24 protein-coding genes are annotated in these 22,654 nt (G+C 42.6%); 23 read left to right on the top strand and 1 reads right to left on the bottom strand.

Annotation, left to right across the window (positions count from 1 at the left end; translation table 11 throughout):
- Nucleotides 1–42 precede the first annotated feature (42 nt).
- On the bottom strand, nt 43–1,233 hold the full coding sequence (locus BM243_RS02765; protein ID WP_074910034.1) for a nucleotidyltransferase: 1,191 nt from the start codon (nt 1,231–1,233) through the stop codon (nt 43–45).
- 128 nt (nt 1,234–1,361) lie between these two features.
- Here BM243_RS02765 and pta point away from each other — a divergent pair, with 128 nt between their 5' ends.
- The 23 genes from pta (at nt 1,362) to topA (ending at nt 22,571) form a co-directional block, all read left to right on the top strand.
- Complete coding sequence (pta, locus tag BM243_RS02760; RefSeq protein ID WP_074910031.1) at nt 1,362–2,360, top strand: phosphate acetyltransferase; 999 nt, start codon at nt 1,362–1,364, stop codon at nt 2,358–2,360.
- Nucleotides 2,361–2,395: 35 nt separating this feature from the next.
- The gene (locus tag BM243_RS02755) at nt 2,396–3,589 is read left to right on the top strand and encodes an acetate/propionate family kinase (RefSeq protein WP_074910029.1); all 1,194 of its coding nucleotides are present in this window, start codon (nt 2,396–2,398) and stop codon (nt 3,587–3,589) included.
- 134 nt (nt 3,590–3,723) lie between these two features.
- Entirely contained in the window at nt 3,724–4,407 is a 684-nt protein-coding gene (locus tag BM243_RS02750; protein WP_177213443.1) for a DUF2087 domain-containing protein, read from the top strand.
- A gap of 158 nt (nt 4,408–4,565) precedes the next feature.
- Nucleotides 4,566–5,063: a YceD family protein gene (locus BM243_RS02745; RefSeq protein WP_177213442.1), complete on the top strand. Its 498-nt coding sequence runs from the start codon at nt 4,566–4,568 to the stop codon at nt 5,061–5,063.
- Nucleotides 5,064–5,065: 2 nt separating this feature from the next.
- Nucleotides 5,066–5,251 (top strand): 50S ribosomal protein L32, encoded by a 186-nt coding sequence (rpmF, locus tag BM243_RS02740; protein ID WP_074910023.1) that lies wholly within the window; start codon nt 5,066–5,068, stop codon nt 5,249–5,251.
- A gap of 204 nt (nt 5,252–5,455) precedes the next feature.
- A complete protein-coding gene (gene plsX / locus BM243_RS02735) occupies nt 5,456–6,442 on the top strand; it encodes a phosphate acyltransferase PlsX (protein ID WP_074910021.1) in 987 nt (328 codons plus the stop codon).
- A 69-nt stretch (nt 6,443–6,511) separates the two neighbouring features.
- Nucleotides 6,512–6,742: an acyl carrier protein gene (gene acpP / locus BM243_RS02730; RefSeq protein WP_431602434.1), complete on the top strand. Its 231-nt coding sequence runs from the start codon at nt 6,512–6,514 to the stop codon at nt 6,740–6,742.
- A 140-nt stretch (nt 6,743–6,882) separates the two neighbouring features.
- Entirely contained in the window at nt 6,883–7,572 is a 690-nt protein-coding gene (rnc, locus tag BM243_RS02725; RefSeq protein ID WP_074910016.1) for a ribonuclease III, read from the top strand.
- The gene (locus BM243_RS02720) at nt 7,565–8,593 is read left to right on the top strand and encodes an elongator complex protein 3 (RefSeq protein WP_074910012.1); all 1,029 of its coding nucleotides are present in this window, start codon (nt 7,565–7,567) and stop codon (nt 8,591–8,593) included. The genes rnc and BM243_RS02720 overlap by 8 nt, the downstream gene beginning before the upstream one ends.
- On the top strand, nt 8,584–12,150 hold the full coding sequence (gene smc, locus BM243_RS02715; protein WP_074910009.1) for a chromosome segregation protein SMC: 3,567 nt from the start codon (nt 8,584–8,586) through the stop codon (nt 12,148–12,150). Before BM243_RS02720 ends, smc begins: the two co-directional genes overlap by 10 nt.
- Nucleotides 12,143–13,048 carry a signal recognition particle-docking protein FtsY gene (gene ftsY, locus BM243_RS02710; RefSeq protein ID WP_074910006.1) on the top strand — a complete coding sequence of 302 codons (906 nt, stop codon included), beginning with the start codon at nt 12,143–12,145 and terminating at the stop codon, nt 13,046–13,048. Before smc ends, ftsY begins: the two co-directional genes overlap by 8 nt.
- A gap of 119 nt (nt 13,049–13,167) precedes the next feature.
- On the top strand, nt 13,168–13,485 hold the full coding sequence (locus BM243_RS02705) for a putative DNA-binding protein (RefSeq protein WP_074910004.1): 318 nt from the start codon (nt 13,168–13,170) through the stop codon (nt 13,483–13,485).
- Between the two features lie 12 nt (nt 13,486–13,497).
- Nucleotides 13,498–14,841 carry a signal recognition particle protein gene (gene ffh, locus BM243_RS02700; protein WP_074910001.1) on the top strand — a complete coding sequence of 448 codons (1,344 nt, stop codon included), beginning with the start codon at nt 13,498–13,500 and terminating at the stop codon, nt 14,839–14,841.
- Nucleotides 14,842–14,870: 29 nt separating this feature from the next.
- Complete coding sequence (gene rpsP / locus BM243_RS02695) at nt 14,871–15,116, top strand: 30S ribosomal protein S16 (protein WP_074909998.1); 246 nt, start codon at nt 14,871–14,873, stop codon at nt 15,114–15,116.
- Nucleotides 15,117–15,130: 14 nt separating this feature from the next.
- Entirely contained in the window at nt 15,131–15,358 is a 228-nt protein-coding gene (locus BM243_RS02690; RefSeq protein ID WP_074909996.1) for a KH domain-containing protein, read from the top strand.
- Nucleotides 15,359–15,442: 84 nt separating this feature from the next.
- Nucleotides 15,443–15,940 (top strand): ribosome maturation factor RimM, encoded by a 498-nt coding sequence (rimM, locus tag BM243_RS02685; protein WP_074909993.1) that lies wholly within the window; start codon nt 15,443–15,445, stop codon nt 15,938–15,940.
- Nucleotides 15,930–16,658, top strand: a complete 729-nt coding sequence (gene trmD / locus BM243_RS02680) for a tRNA (guanosine(37)-N1)-methyltransferase TrmD (RefSeq protein WP_074909990.1) — start codon at nt 15,930–15,932, stop codon at nt 16,656–16,658. The genes rimM and trmD overlap by 11 nt, the downstream gene beginning before the upstream one ends.
- 121 nt (nt 16,659–16,779) lie before the next feature.
- Nucleotides 16,780–17,127, top strand: coding sequence for a 50S ribosomal protein L19 (gene rplS / locus BM243_RS02675; RefSeq protein ID WP_074909987.1), 348 nt, complete (start codon nt 16,780–16,782; stop codon nt 17,125–17,127).
- 90 nt (nt 17,128–17,217) lie between these two features.
- Complete coding sequence (locus BM243_RS02670) at nt 17,218–17,724, top strand: GNAT family N-acetyltransferase (protein ID WP_083422564.1); 507 nt, start codon at nt 17,218–17,220, stop codon at nt 17,722–17,724.
- Nucleotides 17,725–17,744: 20 nt separating this feature from the next.
- Complete coding sequence (gene ylqF, locus BM243_RS02665) at nt 17,745–18,596, top strand: ribosome biogenesis GTPase YlqF (RefSeq protein WP_074910908.1); 852 nt, start codon at nt 17,745–17,747, stop codon at nt 18,594–18,596.
- Nucleotides 18,589–19,383 (top strand): ribonuclease HII, encoded by a 795-nt coding sequence (locus BM243_RS02660; protein ID WP_074909984.1) that lies wholly within the window; start codon nt 18,589–18,591, stop codon nt 19,381–19,383. The genes ylqF and BM243_RS02660 overlap by 8 nt, the downstream gene beginning before the upstream one ends.
- A gap of 83 nt (nt 19,384–19,466) precedes the next feature.
- Entirely contained in the window at nt 19,467–20,258 is a 792-nt protein-coding gene (dprA, locus tag BM243_RS02655) for a DNA-processing protein DprA (RefSeq protein WP_074909981.1), read from the top strand.
- Between the two features lie 219 nt (nt 20,259–20,477).
- A complete protein-coding gene (topA, locus tag BM243_RS02650) occupies nt 20,478–22,571 on the top strand; it encodes a type I DNA topoisomerase (protein ID WP_074909978.1) in 2,094 nt (697 codons plus the stop codon).
- Nucleotides 22,572–22,654 lie beyond the last annotated feature (83 nt).

The following is a 22,654-nucleotide window of genomic DNA, read 5'->3' as shown; positions in this document are numbered from 1 at the left end:
TATAAGGTAAATTATACCACATTTAATGATATAAATAAACTTTTAAAAGGGATAACCTTTAAAATCCCATGAAGGGGCATAGCTTGTGTTTCGTAGTCCATATACTTCAGATGCTTTAAGGTCAAGTTCCTGGTATGGATTCAGTGTGCGTCCGAAATTGTGCAGGAGCTCGATTTCTTTTTTCTTCCGAAGACTTGCAAGGATTTCCTTACCTAGATCATTGCTGGCAAGTATTTTTACAGATGGTGGCGTCTCTTTGCGCAGAGACTGTAGTGCATATGAGTCCATGCCTAGGAGAAACTGAAGGAGAATTCTTGAAATTCTTGTTCGTGTGTATCTTTTTGTTTTGATTTCATTTATATACTGATCCATAGAATCAAAGGTGCATCTTCTGAAGACTTCTTGTATTCTCTGATCCAGACCTTCATTGGCTTCAGGGATATTGGAAAGGGTATGGCCATTGGTGACCAGTCTGTACTTAACCAGATCTATAAAATCATCTAATGCGACAAAAGGATATCTCTCTTGGGAAAGCTGTGTCATATACTGGTCCACTGATTCAGGCACATGACCGTGTAGAGGGATATTCTGGTAGATGGTTTTCCGAAGCGCAGTAGCGGAAGCAAACACCTGATCCTCCAGTTCCTCATCATGGTACCCTTTTCCCATACGCTTTATAGTAAAGGGCTTGAGGGCAGAGTCTGTCCGGTAAATCGCTTTGATATATTCTATACCCAAAATATTATTGGGGCTCTGGATAAAGTCAATGGAGATATCTGGCAGAAGCTCCATCAGTGCTTCATTACGGGCTTTCGGAAATGAATAGCCTTCAGAAAGATGTTTTTTTAGAATGCTTTGGTATTCATAGGGCTCCATTGCTAAGATTTTTGCGATTCTCTCCAGTTTTGAAAGTTCACCTTCTTCTGAACCAAAGGACAGAAGATCTACGCCATGAAGGCTGTTGAGAATCCTAACGGAACCTTCTGCGAAAAATTCCGCAGAGGATAAGGCGTAGACCACCGGGAGTTCTAGAACGAGATCTGCTCCTCCGAGTAGTGCCATTTCTGCTCTTCTGTACTTATCGACGATGGCAGGGAGTCCTCTTTGGACAAAATTTCCTGACATCAGTGCGATGATATGGGTAGCACCAGCTGCTTCACGTGTTTTTTCAATCTGATAGGCGTGGCCTTTGTGGAATGGATTATACTCTGAGATGATGGCGGCAATTTTCATAGATTGTCTCCTCACTGTATTTTTACTTCATTTTAGGTCGTTTGCCTTGAAAAGGATACCTTAAAAGATGTATTATATTATAAGGTATGTTGTTTAAAAAGTAATGTATAAATTGAAAGGAGATTATTATGGATTTTGTATCCCAAATGAAGGAACTTGCAAAAAGTGACTTGAAGAAGATTGTACTTCCAGAAGGGAATGAAGAGAGAAATCTGAAAGCTGCAGAAATCCTTCACAATGAGAAGATTGCAGATGTGATTCTTGTGGGCAGCAGAAATGAAATTGAGGAAAATGCGAAGAAGTTTGGCGTGAATATTGAGGGCATCACCATTGAAGATCCTCAGACATCCGAGAGAACTAAGGCCTATGCCAATGAGCTTTATGAACTGAGAAAGAAGAAGGGTGTTACACAGACCATGGCTGAGAACATCATTCTTGATCCTATGTACTATGCAACCATGATGGTGAAAAATGATGATGCACATGGTATGGTATCTGGAGCGGTCCACACCACAGGAGACCTTTTGAGACCAGGCCTTCAGATCATCAAGACAGCACCTGGAATCAGCGTTGTATCCTCTTTCTTTATCATGATTCTGAAAGATAAGACCTATGGAGAAAATGGACAGATGCTTTTTGCAGACTGTGCTGTGAATCCTAATCCAAACGCGGATGAACTGGCAGCCATTGCAATAGCTACTGCTGAATCAGCCAAAAAGCTTATGAAATTTGAGCCTAAAGTTGCCATGCTTTCTTTTTCATCTTACGGAAGTGCAAAGCATGAACTGGTAAGCAAAGTACAGGAAGCAACAAAGAAAGCCCAGGAACTGAGACCTGACCTTTCCATTGACGGAGAACTTCAGTTGGATGCGGCAATTGTTGAGTCTGTTGGGAAAAAGAAAGCGGCTGCATCACCGGTGGCTGGTAAAGCTAACGTACTGGTTTTCCCGGATCTTCAGGCAGGAAATATCGGATACAAATTGGTGGAGAGAATTGCGGGAGCCGATGCCATCGGACCGATTTGCCAAGGATTTGCTAAGCCAATCAATGACCTTTCCAGAGGGTGCAGTGTAGAGGACATTGTGAATGTCGTTGCAATAACTGCAGTTCAGGCTCAAAATCAATAATAAAAATAAAAGATGATAAGGATGGAGTTAATTAGATGAAAGTATTAGTAATCAATTGCGGTAGTTCATCACTGAAGTACCAGTTAATCAATATGGAGAACGAAGCTTCTCTGGCTACTGGCCTTGTGGAGAGAATTGCCATTGAAGGATCAAAGCTGACCCAGAAAGTGGATGGACGGGAAAAGTATGTGCTGACTGTTCCAATGAAGAACCATAAGGAAGCGATTTCTCATGTGATCAATACTTTGCTGGATGATGTTCAGGGGGTAATCAAATCTTCTGATGAAATCAGTGCAGTTGGACATAGAGTAGTTCATGGTGGAGAAAAGTATTCCGCATCTGTAATCATCACTGATGAAGTGATGAAGGATCTGGAAGAGTTCTCACAGCTCGCACCACTTCACAATCCACCAAACATCATTGGTATCAATGCTTGTAAGGAACTGATGCCTAATACACCAATGGTAGCAGTATTTGATACAGCATTCCATCAGACCATGCCAGAAAAAGCATTCTTATACGGTCTTCCTTATGAACTGTACAAAGAGAACCACATCAGAAAGTATGGTTTCCATGGCACCAGCCATAAGTATGTGTCACAGAGAGCCGCTGAAATCCTAGGTGAGGATATCAAGGGTCTGAAACTTGTTACATGCCATCTTGGAAACGGATCTTCTGTCGCTGCTGTAAATGGCGGAATTTCTGTGGATACCTCCATGGGATTCACCCCACTGGAAGGACTTCTAATGGGAACAAGATGTGGAGACATTGACCCTGCCATCATTCCATATCTGATGGATGTGAAGGGATACAGCTATGAAGAAGTGAATAACATCATGAACAAAAAATCTGGTGTTTTAGGTCTGTCAGGCGTTTCCTCCGATTTCAGAGATATTGAGGATGCAGCAGCTGAAGGCAATGAAAGAGCGAAGCTTGCTCTGGATGTGTTCCATTACAGAGTAAAGAAATATATCGGGTATTTCATGGCAGCAATGAATGGTGTTGATGCAATTATTTTCACTGCAGGACTTGGTGAAAATGCGGCAGAAACCAGAGAAGAAATCATAGCGGACATGGAATGGTTCGGGATCAAGATGGACAAAGAAAAGAACAAAGTAAGAGGCCAGGAGAGAATTGTCTCTACAGATGATTCTAAAGTGAAGATTATTATAATTCCTACCAACGAGGAACTGATGATTGCAAGAGATACACTGACTCTGTTGAAATAAGATCTGAATGAGAAGGCGCAGGATTTACCTGCGTCTTTTAATTTTTGTTGACATTTACAAACAAAATATGTAATATCTAATTCAAAGCAAACAAAAGTAAAATTTGTTTGAATTAAGTTATGGAGATGATCAGTATGTTTGAAGATATCGAAACTGAAACGGAATGGGTCTGTGGTTTTTGCAATAAGACATATCACAAAGGTCAGGTCTTTCCCATCGGAGAGAAATTCTATACTGCAGAATGGGCTTTTAAACTACACAAAGATGAGCATGATATCGTAGAAGAGATTCTGAAACTTCCAAGGACTGCAACAGGTCTTACAGAAGTTCAGGAAGCTCTGATTCCGATGCTTTATGCAGGGCTGAAAGATGAAGAGATTGCATCCAGGATGAGTATTTCTCAAAGCACGGTGAGAAACCATCGGTTCCGTCTGAGAGAAAAAGAGAAGCAGGCAAGAATGTTCCTTACAGTCATGGAAAAGCTCCAGCTGAAGCACGGAGATGAAGTTATGCCTCATAAAGGCGCCACAATGCTAGATGACCGCTACCAGACAAATGTGAAGGAACAGGAAAAAATACTAAAAACTTATTTTACCGATGAAGGTGCTCTCTTATCATTTCCAGCCAGAGAGAAAAAGAAGATTATTGTCCTTCGAAGAATCAGTACGTATTTCAAAGAAGGGGCGACATACTCTGAAAAAGAGGTGAACAGGATTCTTTCGAGAGTCTATGAGGACCATGTTCTCCTACGAAGATATCTCATAGAATATGGTTTTTTGGACAGAACCCGAGATGGAGCTGTTTACTTCTTGAAATAATTATCGTATACTTGAGAAATCAAAGGTCATCTGTCGGGGTGAGTTGAGAAAAACCTTGACTTTTGAAATTTGAATTTATATAATAATATGTGTTTGCTTGAGAAGTATAACTCGAACAAATGAACATCTGTAAAGCGCGGATGACAGGAGAATTCAAAATGGAAATAATACTGCAGGATTCAAGCGTAAAATCCATAAGCAAGGATATCGATTTTGCCTACCACAAAGAGAATCTTGTTTATAACAACGAGACCATTGAAATTCTGAAACCCATCCAGATCAAAGGGAAAGTAAATGTACTACAGGGTGTTGCAGAACTTAAGCTGTCTGTATCAACACGTCTTAGGCATGTCTGTTCCAGATGCCTCGAACCTTTTGAGGTGGACTTGGACCTTATGGTGGATGAAAAAGTTTCTAAAGATGAACAAGAAGACGAGAGCGTCATCACCTTAGAGGAAGGAGATGCTCTCGATATAAGAGATGTTGTCATGAATAACATCTATTTGGCATTGCCTTTAAAAGTTCTATGTAAGGAAGACTGTAAAGGACTCTGCCAGGATTGCGGAAAAAACCTGAATGAGGGTCAGTGCAACTGTACCCATGAAGAGGTGGATCCTCGATTATCAGCCCTCAAGGACATGTTTAAGGAGGTGTAATAATGGCAAATCCAGCTAGAAAATTTTCTAAAGGTAGAAGAGACCGTAGAAGAGCGTCAACATTCAAAGTAGGTGCACCTGGTATTGTTGAATGTCCACAGTGTCATGAAATGAAACTTGGACACAGAGTCTGCAAGCATTGCGGATACTACAACGGTAAGGAAGTTGTGGCAACTGAAGTTGAATAGGAAAGTCTTTGACTTTCCTTTTTTTATACCCGTTTTCTTTTTGAAGAAGACGGGTATTCTTGCTTTTTTAGCATTTTGATTCTCAAAGAGTTTAAATTTTTCTTAAGAGAATGCTGTTATGATTCAGTATACTGACTAGAATAGTAAGATAAAAGTATAATACTGTAATACTGGGTGATACCAGTAATCGAAGGAGTGGTTTGTTTGATTATTGCTTTAGATGGAATGGGTGGAGATTTTGCACCACAGGAGCCTGTTAAGGGAGCGGTGGAAGCAGTAAAGGAGTATGGTGTCAGCATAATTCTGACAGGTCCTAAGGAAGTGCTTGAAGAAGAACTTAAGAAATACGAGTATGACCCAGAGAAGATTGAAATTCTGGATGCCAGAGAAGTAATCACACTGAATGAATCGCCTGTACTTGGTATCCGACGAAAAAAAGATTCCTCTCTCCGAAGAGCCATGGATCTTGTAAAAGAGGGAAAAGCAGATGCGGTAGTTTCAGCTGGTTCTACAGGGGCTATTCTGGCTGGTGGCCTCCTGGTCATTGGAAGAATCAAAGGAGTGGATCGTGCTGCACTTGCTGCTCTGATGCCTGGTAAAAATGGTCCGTTCATGGTTATTGATCTGGGAGCCAATGCTGAAGTGAAGCCTTCAAATCTGGTGGAATTTGCAAAGATGGGAACGGCGTACTTTGAATCTCTGAAAGGGATCAAGAATCCAAAGGTGGGTCTGATCAACATCGGTGGAGAGGAAGAGAAGGGAAATGAACTGACAAAAGCTGCTTATCAGCTCCTGAAGGCGGAAGAAGGGATTCATTTCGTTGGCAACGTAGAACCAAGAGAGATTACAGATGGTGATGTTGAGATTCTTGTCTGCGACGGATTCACAGGAAATGTTGTTCTGAAAATGTATGAGGGTGTTGTGAAAAACCTCATGTCCATGATTAAAGGCGCCATGATGAGCACAACCAGAGGAAAAATTGGAGGAGCTCTCGTGAAACCCAGCTTGAAAGAATTCATGCGGAAGAATGATTACAAAGAAGAAGGCGGAGCAAGTCTTTTAGGTGTTGACGGGATTGTGATCAAGGCTCATGGCACTTCAGATGCAAGGGCTTTCAAGAATGCCATCAGGCAGGCGAAGAACTTCTATGATAGAGATTACTTGGAAAAGTTCAAGGGAAATCTGAAATAATCCATTTTTTATGTTGCATCGAGCGTGCATTTCTACTATTATACAAATTGATGGAGGTGAATTGATATGATTTTTGAAAAGCTTAAAGCAATCGTTGTGGATAAACTAAGTGTTGATGAAAATGAAGTAACTATGGAAGCAACATTTGAGGATCTTGGCGCAGACTCCCTGGATATCGTTGAGATCGTGATGGCTCTTGAAGAAGAGTTTGACATTGAAATTTCTGATGATGAGGCGGAACAGGCAAAGACTGTTGGAGACGTTGTAAACTATCTCACTACAGTAGTCGGTGAAGACTAATCATCCTGTTTACCGAGTCCTGTATAGAGGCTTCGCCTATATACGGGACTTTAATTTTTTTGTATAATAATATGGATTACAAGTTTATTCGTGAGGCTTTATGAAGCTTGACGAATGAACTTCTATAAAAGGAGTTTGAGATGGAATTTGAGAAGAGAATTGGTGTGTTTTTCCACAAGAAGGATCTGTTGGAAACAGCTTTGACGCATTCATCCTATGCCAATCAACATAAAAATATGCAGTATAATGAAAAATTGGAATTTCTAGGAGATGCAGTGCTACAGCTCGCCATCACAGAGTATATCTATAAAAACTTTACGGACAAAACCGAAGGAGAGCTGACCAAGCTCCGGGCTCTGATCGTTTGTGAAGCCTCACTTCATTTAGTTGCTGTAAAATGGCATTTAGGCGAGCATATCAGGATGAGTAAAGGTGAGGAGATCACCGGAGGCAGAGAACGGGCAGCGCTCCTTGCGGATGCAGTAGAAGCAGTGATAGCTGCGGTCTATCTGGATCAGGGGATGGATGAGGCGAAAAGTTTTGTGCTTAGACACTTCATGGAGATTGTTGATTTAGCCAACAAGAATGAGATTGTTCTGGATTACAAAACGAGTCTTCAGGAAATATTGCAGGAGAATGGAGAAATTGAGATCAAATATGAGCTGATTCGCTATGAGGGACCTCCACACCGCAGAAAGTTCTATTCAAAAGTTGTCATTGACAGCATCACCATGGGAAAAGGTGAAGGGTATTCCAAGAAGGAATCCGAACAGTTGGCAGCTAAAGATGCACTGAAGAAATATGTACGTGCTGAGGAAAGCCATGAATAGACATCGAATCATTCCGATTTTTATTCCTCATGTGGGATGTCCTCATGATTGCATTTTCTGTAATCAGGCAAAAATTACAGGTCAGCTGAGAGAAGACTACAATAAAATTACTGGTAAATATGTTGAAGAGACGATAGATGCTTATCTGGAAACCATAGACAGGGATCAAACGACTGTTGAGGTTTCTTTTTTCGGTGGTACATTTACTGCCATTGATCTCCGAAAACAGCAGGAGCTTCTTGAAGCGGCAAAAAATGCTAAGATGTGTGGCAAGGTGGATAAAATCAGATTGTCCACCAGACCGGACTATATTGATCTTGCGACAATGAAGCATCTCGCCAGTTATACGGTGGATGTTGTGGAACTTGGAATCCAGTCCATGGATGAAGAGGTGCTTCTTGCCTCTAATAGATCCTACCCCAAAAAAAGTGTGAAACTAGCATCAGAACTTGTGAAAAAGTTTGGGATGATCCTGGGGCATCAGCTCATGTTGGGTTTGCCTTCTGACTCAAAAGAAAAGGATATTAGATCATTGGAGGAGGTTCTTTTGCTGAAGCCTGATCTGATGCGCATTTATCCTGCGCTGGTTCTGAAGGATACAGAGATGGCAGAACTCTACAACCAAGGCCTCTATGTACCCTATACGCTGGAAGAGGCAGTGGAAACTGCAGCACTGATGATGAAGAGGTGCAAAGAAGAGAATGTCCTTGTGATTCGTGCAGGGCTTCAGACTACAGAGGAGATCAATGAGGGAGGCGAAATCCTTGCAGGACCTTTCCACCCTGCCTTTAGAGAACTCTGTGAATCGTATCTTCTCATGAAAAGAATCCTAGAGGTGCCGGAGGAGTCCTTGGAAGTCACCATAGGCGAGCGGGATCTGTCAAAGTTATATGCTGGAAAAAAGAAGTATTTCAGAGTGGTTCAGGAAAAGAAAAATGTGAAAGTGACCATAGTTCCTGATAAAGTCGAAGACATCATACAAATCAGACAGCTTGGAAAGGAGTGTAGCACGTGTATTTAAAGTCTATAGAAATCCGGGGATTCAAGTCTTTTGCAGACCGAACACTCCTCAACTTCAATAACGGGATTACTGCCGTAGTGGGACCGAATGGTTCAGGAAAATCAAATATTTCTGACGCTGTCAGATGGGTGCTTGGTGAGCAGAAAGTGAAGTCGCTTCGCGGCGGTAAAATGGAGGATGTAATTTTTGCGGGCACAGACTTCAGAAAACCACTTGGATTTGCAGAAGTCACACTGCTTCTTGACAATAGTGAGCGAAAGCTGCCCATTCCTTTCTCTGAAGTCAGTGTCACAAGAAAACTCTTCCGATCCGGTGAAAGTGAGTATTTGATCAATAATACCACCTGCAGGCTCAAAGACATCCATGAACTCTTCATGGATACGGGAATTGGTAAAGAGGGATACTCTCTTATTGGGCAAGGAAAGATCGAAGCCATTCTAAGTGGGAAAATGGATGACCGAAGAGCTCTTCTTGAAGAAGCAGCAGGTATAGTGAAGTACAAGAGCAGAAAAGAAGAGTCAGAGAAGAAGCTCGAGAATACAGAGCAGAACCTTCTTCGAGTTCAGGATATTTTAAATACCTATGAAGAGAGAATCGGTCCCCTGGAACGAGAAAAAGTAAAAGCGGAAAAGTTCCTGGTCCTTAGTAAAGAACAGAGGAGCATACAGATTTCTCTGATTCTTTCAGATCTGGAAGAATTTGAGAGCGAAAAGAAAGTTCTTGAGGAGAGGTCTCTCCTCGCTGAGAAGAATTTTACTGAGATCAGCAGAAAGCGTGAAGAAGCCGTAGAGAAACAAAATGTGCTGGAATCATCCATGGATGAGAAAAAAGCTCTTGAAACAGAAAAGAAAGAAGTGTTTTATCAAAAAAGAGAAGAAATGGATTCCGCAGAGAATGAAATCTCCCTGCTGTCACAGCGTATTCAGGATAAGAAATCTCTTCTGATGAAAAATGAGAGAGCGATTGAACTGGCTAAGGAGAGAATCGCCCTAGAAACTGCCCAGATGGAAGAGCTGCTCCAAGCACTAGACGGCAGTAAAAACCTCAAAGAAGAAGTGCGCTTAAGACTGGATGAGCAGCAAAGAAAAATCCGGGTATTGGAAGAGAGCCTGAAGCTTAGCGAGGATGCACAGCGAGGACTTCGAGAAGAGGAGGAGGATGCTGAGGAAAAAATCCGAACTCTTCAGGAGGAATCCAAAGAACAGTACCGGCAGAGAGATATGCTGCAGGGAAGAATTGAACATACAGAGTCTGTCATGGAGAGCTATGAGGCTTCAAAAGTTATGAATGAAATGGCGAAGACAGAGACAGAAGCTGAGATATTTGAGCTGAAACAGAAGATTGAACTTTATGAGAAAGATCTGATTGCACGAAAAGATGATACGATGAAAGTGGCAGAAGAGATGACAAAGCTGGAATCTGTCATCAAGAATATGGAGTACGAACTGAAGGGACAGGAGTCTCAGATGAATCTTCTCAAGAACTTAGAGGAGCATTATGAAGGCTATACAAAATCTGTGAAGTCTCTTATGACCTTTTTAAAAGGGTCGTCCCATAGACTGGTCTCAAAAGTGCATCTTGTCGGTGAAGTCATAAAACCGAAGGACGGATATGCACAAGCCCTGGAAGTGGCATTGGGATCTCAGGTCAATAACATCATCACGCCAACGGACCAGGATGCCAAGGTACTTATTGATCTGCTTCGAGCAAAATCCTTTGGCCGGGCTACGTTTTTTCCGCTGAATGTAATTAAAGGGACGAAGGCCAAGGAGCCTGCCTTGAAAAAAGGAAAACTCTTGGGCAATCTTTTGGATCTCGTCGAATTTGATGCTGGATTCATGGGGATTGCAGCGAATCTTCTTGGAAGGATTTTTGTTGCACGCAATATGGAAGAAGCGTTGGCCTCTGCCAAGGAGATGGGGTATACCCACAGAATTGTCACCCTAGAAGGAGATATCATCAATGCCGGCGGTTCCATGACCGGAGGCAGTATTTATAAAAAATCTTCAGGGATCTTCTCCAGAAAGAAAGATCTTGAGGATCTCCTGGCGTCAAACTCGGAGCTGAAGGAGAAGCGTCTGGAAGAACTTGCCGAAAAACAGGGGCTTGAAAAAATATATCAGGAAAAGCTCAAGGCGGAACGAGAAGCTTCTTATGTGATTCAGGATCATCAGATGGAAAAGACAAAGCTCCAGGAAAGACGAGAAGGGTTTGTGAAGGATCTGAACCGCCTTGCTGGTATCCTGAAAGAAGCAGAGCGAAGCTTGCTTTCTCAAAAAGACGAGCTTGTGCTTCTGGATGGAGAGCTTGAAAGAATTGAAGGAAAAATCCAGGAACATCTGACCCAAAGACTAAAAAGCAAAGATTACCTGAAAGAGCTGAAAGACAAGCGTACAAAAGAATACAGCGAATATGATCTCCTCAAGCAGGAGGTAATGGAAGCTTCTGTTCAGGAAGCGACACTTATAGAAGCATATAAGGGAAAGCGTGAGGCAATAGATAAGCTGAGAGTCAGCCTTGAGACGTTGGAGTCATCCAAATCTGAACTGGAAAAAGAAAATGGTGGACTTCTCATAGAGATTGAAGAAGGACTGAACACTGTAACCCTTCTGGAGAAAACTGTGGAGGCATTAAAGGGTGAGCTTCAGTGTATGGAGAAAATCCTGGATGAAATGGCCATGGAGGAAATTCGGGACAAAGCTGAAATGAAGGATCTCAGCGCCACCGTCAGGACTTTGGACGAAGAGTATCATGTCATTGACAAGGAGCTTTTCAAAGTGAAAGATGCTTTGGAGAAACTGGAGAAAGAAAATCAGAATCTCCTTAATAAAATCAATGATGAGCTGAATCTTACCCTGGCAGAAGCCAAGGAAGAGAGAATTCCCATGGAAGACAAAGATCTGTTCAGAAAGCGGATGAATACGCTCCGCAAAGAAATTTCTTCGCTGGGGCATGTGAATGTGGCAGCCATTGAGGAGTTCAGAGAAGTCAGTGAACATAGCACCTTCTTATCCAGTCAGAAGGAAGACCTGGAAAAAGCCAAACTGGAGCTGAAAGAAATCATCATGGATATGACACTTAGGATGAGAACTCTGTTCACTGAGAACTTCAAAGTGATGAATGAGAATTTCAATGATACCTTCAGAAGACTCTTCCAGGGAGGAAATGCGAAACTTATTCTAGGGGATGGAGATATACTGGAGGCACCCATTGAGATCAGTGTGCAGCCACCGGGGAAAAAGCTTCAGAACATCACACTCATGAGCGGTGGAGAAAAAGTGCTCTCTGCCATTGCGCTGACATTTGCAATTTTGAGAATGAAGCCCACACCTTTCTGTATTCTGGATGAGATTGAAGCTGCGCTGGATGATGCGAATGTATACCGGTTTGCTGAATTTTTAAGTGAGTTTGCCAGGGAAACTCAGTTCATACTGATCACACATAGAAAAGGAACCATGGAGTCTGCCGATGCACTGTACGGAGTCACCATGGAGGAGAAGGGGATATCGAAGATCGTTTCGATGGACCTGTCAGCTGCAAGGAGGGAAAATGGCTAATTTTTTTGAAAAACTAAAAAATGGACTCACGAAGACACGTGAGAATATCACAGGAAAAATGAATGAGGTTCTAGGTCTTGCCATGACCATAGATGAGGATCTTTTTGAGGAGCTGGAGGAAGTTCTGATCACATCAGATGTGGGATATGAAACTTCCATGGAGCTCATTGAGAGGCTTCGGAAGAAAATAAGGCTTCAGAAAGTCACAGAAGTAGATAAGGTCAGAGATGTGCTGAAAGAAGTGATTTCAGAGTTCATGGAGGATGAAGAGAAGAACTTTGAGGTGAAAAAACCTACAATTCTTCTGATCATTGGAGTCAATGGGGTAGGAAAGACCACATCCATTGGAAAGCTTGCTTTCAAGTACAAGAATGAGGGGAAAAAAGTGATTCTGGCTGCAGCGGATACATTCAGAGCAGCAGCCATCGACCAGCTTGAAGTTTGGGCGAAGCGGGCAGAGGTTGACATTGTGAGACATCAGGAAGGCTCAGATCCAGCGGCAGTTGTCTATGATGCGCTGGAAGCATTTAAAGCGAGAAATGCGGATGTGCTTCTATGTGACACTGCAGGCCGTCTGCATAACAAGAAAAATCTCATGAATGAACTGGAAAAAATCAGAAGAGTCATCGATAGAGAATTTGGAGATGCGAATATATACTCCCTTCTGGTACTGGATGGAACCAGCGGCCAGAACGCGGTGATTCAGGCGAAGGAGTTTCAGAAGGTGGCTCAACTTGACGGAATTATCCTGACTAAGCTCGATGGTACAGCAAAGGGCGGTGTCGTTCTGTCCATCAAAGAAAGTCTAAAAATACCAGTAGTCTATATTGGTGTTGGCGAGGCTATTGAGGATCTGCAGGACTTTGACGCGAAAGCATTTGCAGACGCACTGATTTAGTCACCATACCAGTTCTGGGAATCGGGAACCGAACCATAAATAAATTTTCGGCTGTTAAGTAAAAGTACTTGACAGCTAAAATCTTTTTCGGTAAACTAATCAATGTGGTAGGTGAGGTTATGGACGATCGTATTGAAATATCCTTGTTGATGGATTTTTATGGGAAGCTTCTGACAGAAAAACAAAGACTTATTTTAGAACAGTACTATAATATGGATTTGTCATTATCAGAGATTGCGGAAAATCAGAATACCAGCAGACAAGCGATACATGACCTGATCAAAAGGTGTTACAGAACTTTGACAGACTATGAAGAGAAGCTTAATCTTCTAGCCAATTCTATAAAAGATGAGGAAGTCAAAGATCAGCTGAGGACACTTTTAACAGAGAAGAATTGTTATTGCAGTGAAATTGAGAAACTCCTTGTGGAGTTATAAGGAGGGAATTACATGGCCTTCGACAGTTTAGCGGATAGGCTCCAGGAAGCGTTCAAAAAGCTCCGTGGAAAAGGCAAGCTGACAGAAAATGACATCAAAGAAGCCATGAGAGAAGTAAGGCTAGCCCTTCTGGAAGCGGACGTTAACTTCAAGGTTGTAAAAACCTTTGTGAAGAATGTCAGTGAAAAGGCTACTGGTTCAGAGGTTCTTGAGAGCCTTACACCAGGACAGCAGGTTGTCAAAATTGTCAACGAGGAACTGACCGCGCTCATGGGGGGCAGTGAGGCAAAACTTAGTTTTGACTCATCCATCACAGCATTCATGCTGGTTGGACTCCAGGGTGCAGGTAAAACCACGATGGCAGGAAAACTTGCACTTCATCTTCGAAAGAGGAACAGAAAGCCACTTCTTGTAGCAGCAGATATCTACAGGCCTGCGGCCATCAAACAGCTGCAGATTGTAGGAAAACAAATTGATATCCCGGTATTTGCCATGGGCGATAAAGTAAGCCCTGTGGACATTGCCAAAGCGTCCATGGAATATGCCCGTAAAGAAGGCTGTGATGTGGTGCTCATAGATACAGCAGGCCGACTGCATATTGATGAGACCCTCATGGATGAGCTGAAAGGCATAAAAACCGCTGTGAGACCTATGGAGACGCTCCTTGTAGTGGATGCCATGACTGGACAGGATGCTGTGAATGTAGCGCAGAGTTTTGATGATGCGCTGAATCTCACAGGTGTGATTCTGACTAAGCTTGATGGTGATACGCGAGGCGGTGCAGCACTTTCCATCCGGGAAGTGACTGGAAAACCGATTAAGTTCTCCGGTGTCGGCGAAAAAATGAGCGATTTGGAAGTGTTCCATCCGGAACGTATGGCCAGCCGTATCCTTGGTATGGGTGATGTTCTGACTCTTATTGAGCAGGCTCAGTCCTCCATTGATGAAAAAGAGGCTAGGGAACTAGGCTCGAAGATGATGAGCAAGGAATTCAACTATGAAGACTATCTCAAAGCCTTTGAGCAAATGCAAAAACTTGGACCTTTGAATAAGATCATGGAAATGCTTCCAGGAATGAACAGCAAGGAAATGAAGGGGGTCAATCTGGAGGACGGAGAGAAAGAAATGCTGAAAACTAAAAGCATCATTCACTCCATGACTCAGAAAGAAAGACGTAACCCGAAGCTTCTGGAGCATGCATCCAGGAAGAAGCGAATTGCCAAAGGTGCTGGTGTAACCATACAAGATGTCAACAAAGTCATCAAAGGCTTCGATAATATGAAGAAAATGATGAAACAAATGGGCGGTATGCAAAAAGGCGGCAAAAAAGGTCTTTTTGGCAAATTACCCTTTTAACAACCATAAAATTTGGAGGTGAATATATAATGGCAGTAAAGATTAGATTAAGAAGAATGGGAAGCAAGAAAGCTCCTTTCTACAGACTGGTAGTTGCAGATTCCAAGAGCCCAAGAGATGGTAAGTTCATCGAGGAGATCGGTTTCTACAATCCAGTAAGTGAACCAAAGGAAATCAAGATTGATGCTGAAAAGGCAACAGAATGGTTAAACAAGGGTGCACAACCTACAGATGTTGTAGCTAAACTATTTGACAAGGCTGGAATCAAGAAGTAATCGGAGGGAATGACGTGAAAGAATTAGTTCTGTTCATCGCTAAGGAATTAGTGAATCACCCCGAAGAAGTTTCCGTCACTGAAGTGGAGAAAGATGGTACGCTTACCATGGAGCTCCGTGTCCATCCAGAGGACATGGGGAAGGTCATCGGCAAGCAGGGTAAAATTGCCAAAGCCATCCGAACTGTCGTGAAAGCGGCTTCTATGAAGGAAAACAAAAAAGTTCATGTAGAAATAGTATAACAGCTATTGCTTTTTAGCCTGCTTAGAAATAAGTGGGCTTTTGCACTATTTCTGCATCATTCATGTAATCATAATGAGGTGTCTATGAAGAAGTTTCTAACCATAGGAGAAATCACAAAGCCGCATGGCATCAAGGGTGAAGTCAAAGTATTTCCTCTAACAGATGACATTCAGCGTTTTAAAAAACTAAAGAGAGTGTTTATTGACGGACAGGAAGTCAAAGTTTCGTATGTGACCGTAGGTCATGATCGTGCAATTCTGAGGCTGGAAGGTGTAGACAGCGTGGAAGAGGCAGAGAAGCTGAGGAAGAAGCTTCTTGTTGTTCCCCGTGAGGAAGCGGTAAAACTTGAAGAGGATTCGTATTTCATTGAGGATCTTAAAGACTGCACAGTATATGACGAAGAGGGGCTGGAACTTGGCAAAGTAGCGGATGTGATTCAGACCGGAGCCAATGATGTGTATTGGATCAAGAAGCCTAAGGAGCTGCTCATTCCTGCCATAAGGGATGTGGTTCTGTCTGTGGATGTGGAAGCTGAGAAGATCATCATCAAGCCGATCCGGGTATGGTCCGATGAAGATTGATATTCTGACGTTGTTTCCTGAAATGTTTTCTCTCTTCAATGAAAGTATCATAGGACGTGCCAAAGAGAAGGGTCTTTTTGACATTAATCCTGTGAACATCAGAGATTTTTCAAAAGACAAGCACAGGAAAGTGGACGATTACCCTTATGGAGGGGGAAGTGGTCTTGTGATGAGTGTTCAGCCCATACGGGATGCACTGAAGGAAATCAAAAAGGCCAATGGCGGACCGGTGATTTTTCTTGGACCCAAGGGCAAGACTTTTGATCAGAATACAGCAAGACGGCTAGCCAAGGAGGATCAGCTGATTTTTCTCTGTGGCCATTATGAAGGGATTGATGAGCGGCTGTATGAGGACATAGATGAGGAGATCTCCCTGGGGGATTTCATTCTCACTGGAGGAGAGATGGCAGCCATTCCCATCATTGACAGCATTCTGAGACTTCGGGAAGGTGTTCTTGGCAGAGACGAAAGTTCTGTGGAAGAAAGTTTTTCTGAGAACCTACTGGAGTATCCGCAGTATACAAGACCCGAGGTGTATGAAGGTGAAAAGGTTCCGGAGATTCTACTTTCGGGACATCATGAGAATATCAGGCAGTGGAGAAGATACCAGATGCTGATGACTACAAAAGAAAAAAGACCTGATCTTTATGCAAAACATCAGCTATCTAAAGATGACCTGAAAATCTTGAAAAAGTTCTTCAAAGATCAGGAAAAGTGATGATTTCTACTTGTAACAGTATTGTTGTTTGTGGTAATATATAGTTTGTGCTAGTACGGGCGTTCCACTGGGAAGAAATGCTTCTGTATGAACGTCAATTTATCATTAGGAGGGAATGCACATGAACGAATTAATCAGAGCGATTGAAGCAGAGCAGTTGAGAGAGACTGCACTACCTAAGTTTAACGTAGGAGACACCGTTAAGGTCCACGTTAAAATCAAGGAAGGCGACAAGGAAAGAATCCAGGTATTCGAAGGCGCAGTAATCAAGGTTCAGAACGGTGGAGTACGTGAGACTTTCACAGTGAGAAGACTTGCTTATGGTGTTGGTGTAGAAAGAACTTTCCCTGTAAATTCACCATCTGTAGACAAGCTTGAAGTTGTCAGAAAGGGTAGAGTAAGAAGAGCTAAGCTGTTCTACCTAAGAGACAGAGTTGGTAAGGCTGCAAAGGTTAAAAACGCTAGATAAGATGATAAAAAAGAGGCTTTTAGTCTCTTTTTTGTTTTATTGCAAGAAAATCGCATATAATAGAAGTAAATGTATGTGGAGGAGTAGACCATGCTGCGGTTAGTAAAACCCGATGAGACCATGAAGGAAGAGATTCTGAGATATAACGATGCCTGGGGAAAGAGAAACCTTAAACTTGTCCCTCAAGCAGCAAGGCTTGGGACTTTGTCTTTCGAGGACTGGCTGAAAGATACAAGAGAACTTGAAACAGTTGCGGAAGAGCCTTTCGTCACTCAGGAAGTATGGTTTCTTTTTAGAGACGACACCATTGTTGGTGCATGCACTTTGAGACATTCTTTGAATGCCTATCTGCTCGCCGTTGCTGGGCAGATCGGCTATGGTGTTCATCCAGAGGAAAGAAAAAAGGGCTATGCCACATATATGCTGAAAGAAATACTGTACTGTGCTAAGAAAAGAGGACTTAGAAAGATTCTAGTCACGTGTGCTGTAGGAAATACCGCTTCTGAAAAAACCATAGAAAAGTGCGGTGGAATCCTTGAAAATATAATGGAAGACGGAGAGAACCAGGTTGAAAGATACTGGTTTCATCTCCAGTAAAGGAAGTGATCTTTATGGATATGAAAAAAATCAACTGGTTCCCCGGCCATATGGTGAAAACCCGTCGGGAGATTTCTGCTAATCTGAAGCTGGTGGATGCGGTGATAGAGATTCGTGATGCGCGAATTGTTTCTTCATCCTCCAATCCGGAAATAGAAAAACTCGTGGAAGGAAAGCCTAGAATTATACTGCTCAATAAATCGGATATGGCGGAAGACCAAGTGACAAGGAAATGGAAAAAGGAGCTTGAAAGCAACTCCACCATGGTACTGGAAGTCAATTCTCTCACAGGAAAAGGGCTGAACAATATCAAACCTGCACTGAATGAGCTTCTGAAAGAAAAGCTGGAGAGAAGCAGGGAACGAGGGATTGTGAATTACCACATCAGAGTTATGGTGGTCGGGATTCCGAATGTGGGAAAGAGCTCTTTCATCAACCGCATGGCGAAGAACTCCATTGCCAAGGTCGGAGACCGACCAGGTGTGACGAAGAACAAGCAGTGGATCAAGACCAAGGATGGGATCGAGCTTTTGGATACCCCTGGAATTCTATGGCCTAAGTTTGAGGAAGAAACATCACTGAATCTGGCTTTCACAGGAGCTATCAAGGATGAAATCATGGATATTGAAACCCTTGCTTTGCGACTGGTGGAAAGACTTTCCAATCACTATGGGAAGAGGCTCATGGACCGGTATGGACTGGAGTCTCTTAGTGAAGAGTCCCTAGAGAATCTGGAGATGATTGCGAGAAAAAGAGGCTGCATCATCAAAGGCGGAGAAATTGATTATACCCGCGTTGCGGTGATGCTTCTGGATGAGTTCAGAAGTGGCAAGCTTGGAAAGATCTCTTTGGAGTGGCCAGAACATGAGTAAGCCGGAGATATTGAAAGAGAGCGCAGCGGCCATCAAAAAATACATCAAAGATCATGCGGATTTGGTATTAGAAAGTAGAGAAGAATGGATCTCAGCTCTTCTAGAAGATCATAGGAAAGCGGTTCAAGGGATAGGACAAAGTCTGAAAAAGTCCAAGGAAGCTGAGGAGAAAGAGATCCTTCGTGTAAAAGCGTTGTACCAGCATGATCTTTCATACGGGAAAATTGTCTGCGGCGTGGATGAAGTGGGAAGAGGACCTCTGGCAGGGCCGATTGTGGCTGCAGCTGTAATTCTGCCTATGGATGATAGGTTTACAGAAATGATTTTAGGGATAGACGACTCAAAAAAAATATCAAAAAAGAACCGGGAAATCCTTGCGGAGATGATTAAAGAAAAAGCGTTATCTTACAGTGTTTATGAAATGAGCAATCTTGATATTGACCGCCTTGGGATCTCATACTGCAATCATGAAGTCTTTCGTGGAGCAGTTCGCACCTTAACAGTGACTCCAGAGCTGGTTCTTTCAGATGGCTATAAAATCAAGGACTATCTGGGGGAGAATATTGCTCTTGTGAAAGGGGATACAATCAGCGCCTCGATTGCCTGCGCATCCATCATTGCCAAGGTGCATCGGGACAGGCTGATGGAAAATTATGCCTTATACTATCCGCAGTATGGATTTGAACATAATGCTGGTTATGGAAGCAAAGATCATTTGGAAGCGTTGCAGGAGATTGGGGCAACGCCTATCCATAGAATCTCCTTCCTTTCTAATATCCTGAAATGACCGTGCGTAAGTAAACTGAATAAAACATCGAACCTCCCTGATAATAGAAGTACTTGCTACTATATCAATGTGGAGGTTTTATTGTGGAACGTGAACTTTATAAGTCTCTGCCTAGGAAGCAGCGGCTCTTTGCAGCGTTTTCCTTCGGCACTTATGTGGAGAAAAGAAAAATGATGTTTGGAGATTCGGTATCTTCTGGAGCGATACATACTGGGACTGAGGCGTTTCTACTCATCGGAGATGAAGATTATCCAGACAAGCTATATGATTTATCGAATCCACCGTTACTGCTTTATTATCGGGGAGAGAAGAAGCTGCTGAAAGATGCCGCTGTATCAGTTGTAGGATCTAGAACTCCTTCTTCCTATGGTGTGAAGATGACTAGGAACATCGTAAACGAACTTTCTCTTTATAATATCTCAATAATCAGTGGCGGAGCTAGAGGGATTGATACAACAGCCCACAGAGCAGCTCTTCAGGCTGGAAACAGCACCGTATGTGTTTTGGGCTGTGGCCTTGGGGTGGACTATCCGAAAGAAAATGCAGAACTTTTTAAAAGGGTTTCAAGTTGCGGACTGATGCTGTCTGAATATCCTCCTAGTTTTAAACCAGAAAAATGGACATTTCCAATGAGAAACAGAATCATTGCAGCGCTATCGGATGCTATAGTTGTCACAGAAGCTTCAATGAAAAGTGGTTCTTTACATACAGCGACCTATGGCGTGGAGATCAATAGAGATGTCCATGCAGTGCCCCACGAAGCTTTATCCCCATGGGGACAGGGGTGTAACCATCTCATAGAACTGGGAGCCGGTATACTATATAATAGTAGGGATTTTTCTGAGGACTTCAGAAAACGCCACAAAGGCAGGTAGAATCCTGATGGGAGCCACGAGGATGAGTCTGGTTTATGAAGGGTTTACGAAGGTACTCATGATATTTAGATAAATATTCTTTTGACATTTCAAATTTCATGGTATAGAATATGGAATTAATTCACAAAGTTCACCAGTAAGGTGAATAATTGGAATATGAATCAAAAACTTTGATATTCCATTAATATAGTGTTTTAATATACCTTTAAGGGAGAATGTATGAGTCAGAAATTAGTAATCGTTGAGTCACCAGCTAAAGCAAAAACCATCAAGAAATATTTGGGAGCGGGATATACTGTAGAGGCATCCATGGGACATATTCGAGATCTTCCTAAAAGCCAGCTTGGCGTAAATGTGGAGGATAATTTTGAGCCCAAATACATCACCATCAGGGGCAAGGGGGACCTTCTCGCTAAGCTCAGAAAAGAAGCCAAAAAAGCAGATAAAGTCTATCTTGCAACTGACCCCGACCGTGAAGGAGAAGCCATAAGTTTCCACCTTGCTCAAATACTGAAGCTCAATCCAGAAGAGAACATCCGAATTGAATTCAATGAGATCACGAAGGATGCGGTGAAGAAATCCATCAAGAATGCAAGGCCCATCAACCAAAAGGTTTTTGATGCCCAACAGGCGAGACGGGTTGTGGATAGGCTTGTGGGTTATGAAATCAGTCCCATTCTATGGAGAAATGTCAAATGGGGACTCAGTGCAGGAAGAGTACAGTCTGTTGCGCTAAAACTCATCTGTGATAGAGAAAAGGAAATTGAGCAGTTTGTCTCTAAAGAGTATTGGAGCATTGAGTCTGAACTCCTAAAGGGAAAGAAGACCATTCGCACAAAACTTACTCAGTATAAGAATAAGAAAGTAGAAATTGAGACGGAGAAAGAGGCAAAAAAGATTGAAAAGGATCTGAAGAGCGGGTCTTTTGTGGTTTCCAGTATCAAGAAGAGCACTAAACTTAAGAATCCATTGGCGCCTTTTATTACGTCAACCCTTCAGCAGGAAGCATCTAAAAGGCTGAATTATCAAACCCGAAGGACCATGAGTATTGCTCAGAAGCTTTATGAAGGTATGGAAGTGAAGGGACATGGATCTGTCGGTCTTATCACCTATATGAGAACAGATTCCACCAGAGTATCGGATGAAGCTCAGGCTGCGGCAAAAGAGTTCATTGAAACGAACTTTGGCAAGGACTACTACCCCACTACGCCAAGGGTGTATAAAGGGAAAAAGAATGCACAGGATGCTCATGAAGCCATCAGACCCTCCAATGTGCATCTAACACCAGAACAGGTGAAAGATAGTCTCAAATCTGAAGAGTACAAGCTCTACAAGCTTATTTGGGAAAGATTTGTAGCCAGTCAGATGGCCAGCTGCAAACTGAATACCATATCTCTGGAAGTTCTTAATGGAGATTATAAGTTTAGAGCCAGTGGTTCTTCAGTGGCTTTTGATGGTTTTATGAAGCTTTATGATTACCAAAGTGAAGAAGAAGAGGAGAATACCGCAATACCAGAACTTGATGAGAATGAAGTTCTTCACAGCAAGGAAATTAAACTCAATCAGCACTTTACACAGCCTCCAGCGCGGTATACGGAAGCTAGTTTTGTAAAGACATTAGAAGAACTTGGAATTGGTCGGCCTTCCACATATGCACCTACAATCTCAACGCTTCTGAACAGACTTTATGTGGAAAGAGATAAAAAGAGTCTCCTACCTACAGATTTGGGGAAAATCGTCAATGATCTCATGAGCTCTTACTTTAAAGATATCGTAGATGTGGAGTTCACTGCTGATATGGAATCCAGACTGGATCTGATTGAAGAAGGCAAGGAAACATGGAAAGAGGTTGTTGGGAGTTTCTATACTCCACTGAAAAAAGATATTGATCATGCAGAGAGCTCCGTTTCCAAGATCACCATTGAGGACGAGGTTTCTGATGAAATCTGTGATAAGTGCGGGAAACATTTTGTCATTAAGAATGGAAGATTTGGGAAATTTCTGGCGTGTTCTGGGTATCCGGACTGTAAAAACACGAAAGCCATCGTAGAGAAACTGGATGTTAAATGTCCCCTCTGCCATGAAGGGGATGTTCTGCAGAGAAAATCCAGAAAAGGAAAGAAGTTCTTTGGGTGTTCCAGATATCCTGAATGTAATTATGTCAGCTGGTATGAACCCGTGAAAGAAACGTGTCCTCAGTGTAATGGCCTTCTTTACAAGAAGTATTCCAAGAAAGATGGGACCTACTTGGCTTGTGAAGCGGAAGGATGCGGCTATAAGAAAAAAGTTGAAAAAGCGAACGAAGAAGATTAATGAAGTCTTCACCGTATCCGCAAGAGAAAGGGAAAGATGCATCCGAGCGCCTTTCCCTTTTTTTCATTGCTTTCGGTTGAAAA

It is taken from the genome of Proteiniclasticum ruminis (assembly GCF_900115135.1).
GTDB classification, from domain to species: Bacteria; Bacillota; Clostridia; order Clostridiales; family Clostridiaceae; genus Proteiniclasticum; species Proteiniclasticum ruminis_A.
The sequence above is the reverse complement of the archived record's forward strand: the minus strand, read 5'-3'. Positions and strand labels throughout refer to the sequence as shown.

What these genes read in the sequence shown, in the direction of transcription:
- BM243_RS02765 (WP_074910034.1), bottom strand. Translation starts at nt 1,233, where the DNA reads ATGAAAATTGCCGCCATCATCTCAGAGTATAATCCATTCCACAAAGGC.
- pta (WP_074910031.1), top strand. Translation starts at nt 1,362, where the DNA reads ATGGATTTTGTATCCCAAATGAAGGAACTTGCAAAAAGTGACTTGAAG.
- BM243_RS02755 (WP_074910029.1), top strand. Translation starts at nt 2,396, where the DNA reads ATGAAAGTATTAGTAATCAATTGCGGTAGTTCATCACTGAAGTACCAG.
- BM243_RS02750 (WP_177213443.1), top strand. Translation starts at nt 3,724, where the DNA reads ATGTTTGAAGATATCGAAACTGAAACGGAATGGGTCTGTGGTTTTTGC.
- BM243_RS02745 (WP_177213442.1), top strand. Translation starts at nt 4,566, where the DNA reads ATGGAAATAATACTGCAGGATTCAAGCGTAAAATCCATAAGCAAGGAT.
- rpmF (WP_074910023.1), top strand. Translation starts at nt 5,066, where the DNA reads ATGGCAAATCCAGCTAGAAAATTTTCTAAAGGTAGAAGAGACCGTAGA.
- rnc (WP_074910016.1), top strand. Translation starts at nt 6,883, where the DNA reads ATGGAATTTGAGAAGAGAATTGGTGTGTTTTTCCACAAGAAGGATCTG.
- BM243_RS02720 (WP_074910012.1), top strand. Translation starts at nt 7,565, where the DNA reads ATGAATAGACATCGAATCATTCCGATTTTTATTCCTCATGTGGGATGT.
- ftsY (WP_074910006.1), top strand. Translation starts at nt 12,143, where the DNA reads ATGGCTAATTTTTTTGAAAAACTAAAAAATGGACTCACGAAGACACGT.
- BM243_RS02705 (WP_074910004.1), top strand. Translation starts at nt 13,168, where the DNA reads ATGGACGATCGTATTGAAATATCCTTGTTGATGGATTTTTATGGGAAG.
- ffh (WP_074910001.1), top strand. Translation starts at nt 13,498, where the DNA reads ATGGCCTTCGACAGTTTAGCGGATAGGCTCCAGGAAGCGTTCAAAAAG.
- rpsP (WP_074909998.1), top strand. Translation starts at nt 14,871, where the DNA reads ATGGCAGTAAAGATTAGATTAAGAAGAATGGGAAGCAAGAAAGCTCCT.
- rimM (WP_074909993.1), top strand. Translation starts at nt 15,443, where the DNA reads ATGAAGAAGTTTCTAACCATAGGAGAAATCACAAAGCCGCATGGCATC.
- trmD (WP_074909990.1), top strand. Translation starts at nt 15,930, where the DNA reads ATGAAGATTGATATTCTGACGTTGTTTCCTGAAATGTTTTCTCTCTTC.
- rplS (WP_074909987.1), top strand. Translation starts at nt 16,780, where the DNA reads ATGAACGAATTAATCAGAGCGATTGAAGCAGAGCAGTTGAGAGAGACT.
- BM243_RS02670 (WP_083422564.1), top strand. Translation starts at nt 17,218, where the DNA reads ATGCTGCGGTTAGTAAAACCCGATGAGACCATGAAGGAAGAGATTCTG.
- ylqF (WP_074910908.1), top strand. Translation starts at nt 17,745, where the DNA reads ATGAAAAAAATCAACTGGTTCCCCGGCCATATGGTGAAAACCCGTCGG.
- BM243_RS02660 (WP_074909984.1), top strand. Translation starts at nt 18,589, where the DNA reads ATGAGTAAGCCGGAGATATTGAAAGAGAGCGCAGCGGCCATCAAAAAA.
- topA (WP_074909978.1), top strand. Translation starts at nt 20,478, where the DNA reads ATGAGTCAGAAATTAGTAATCGTTGAGTCACCAGCTAAAGCAAAAACC.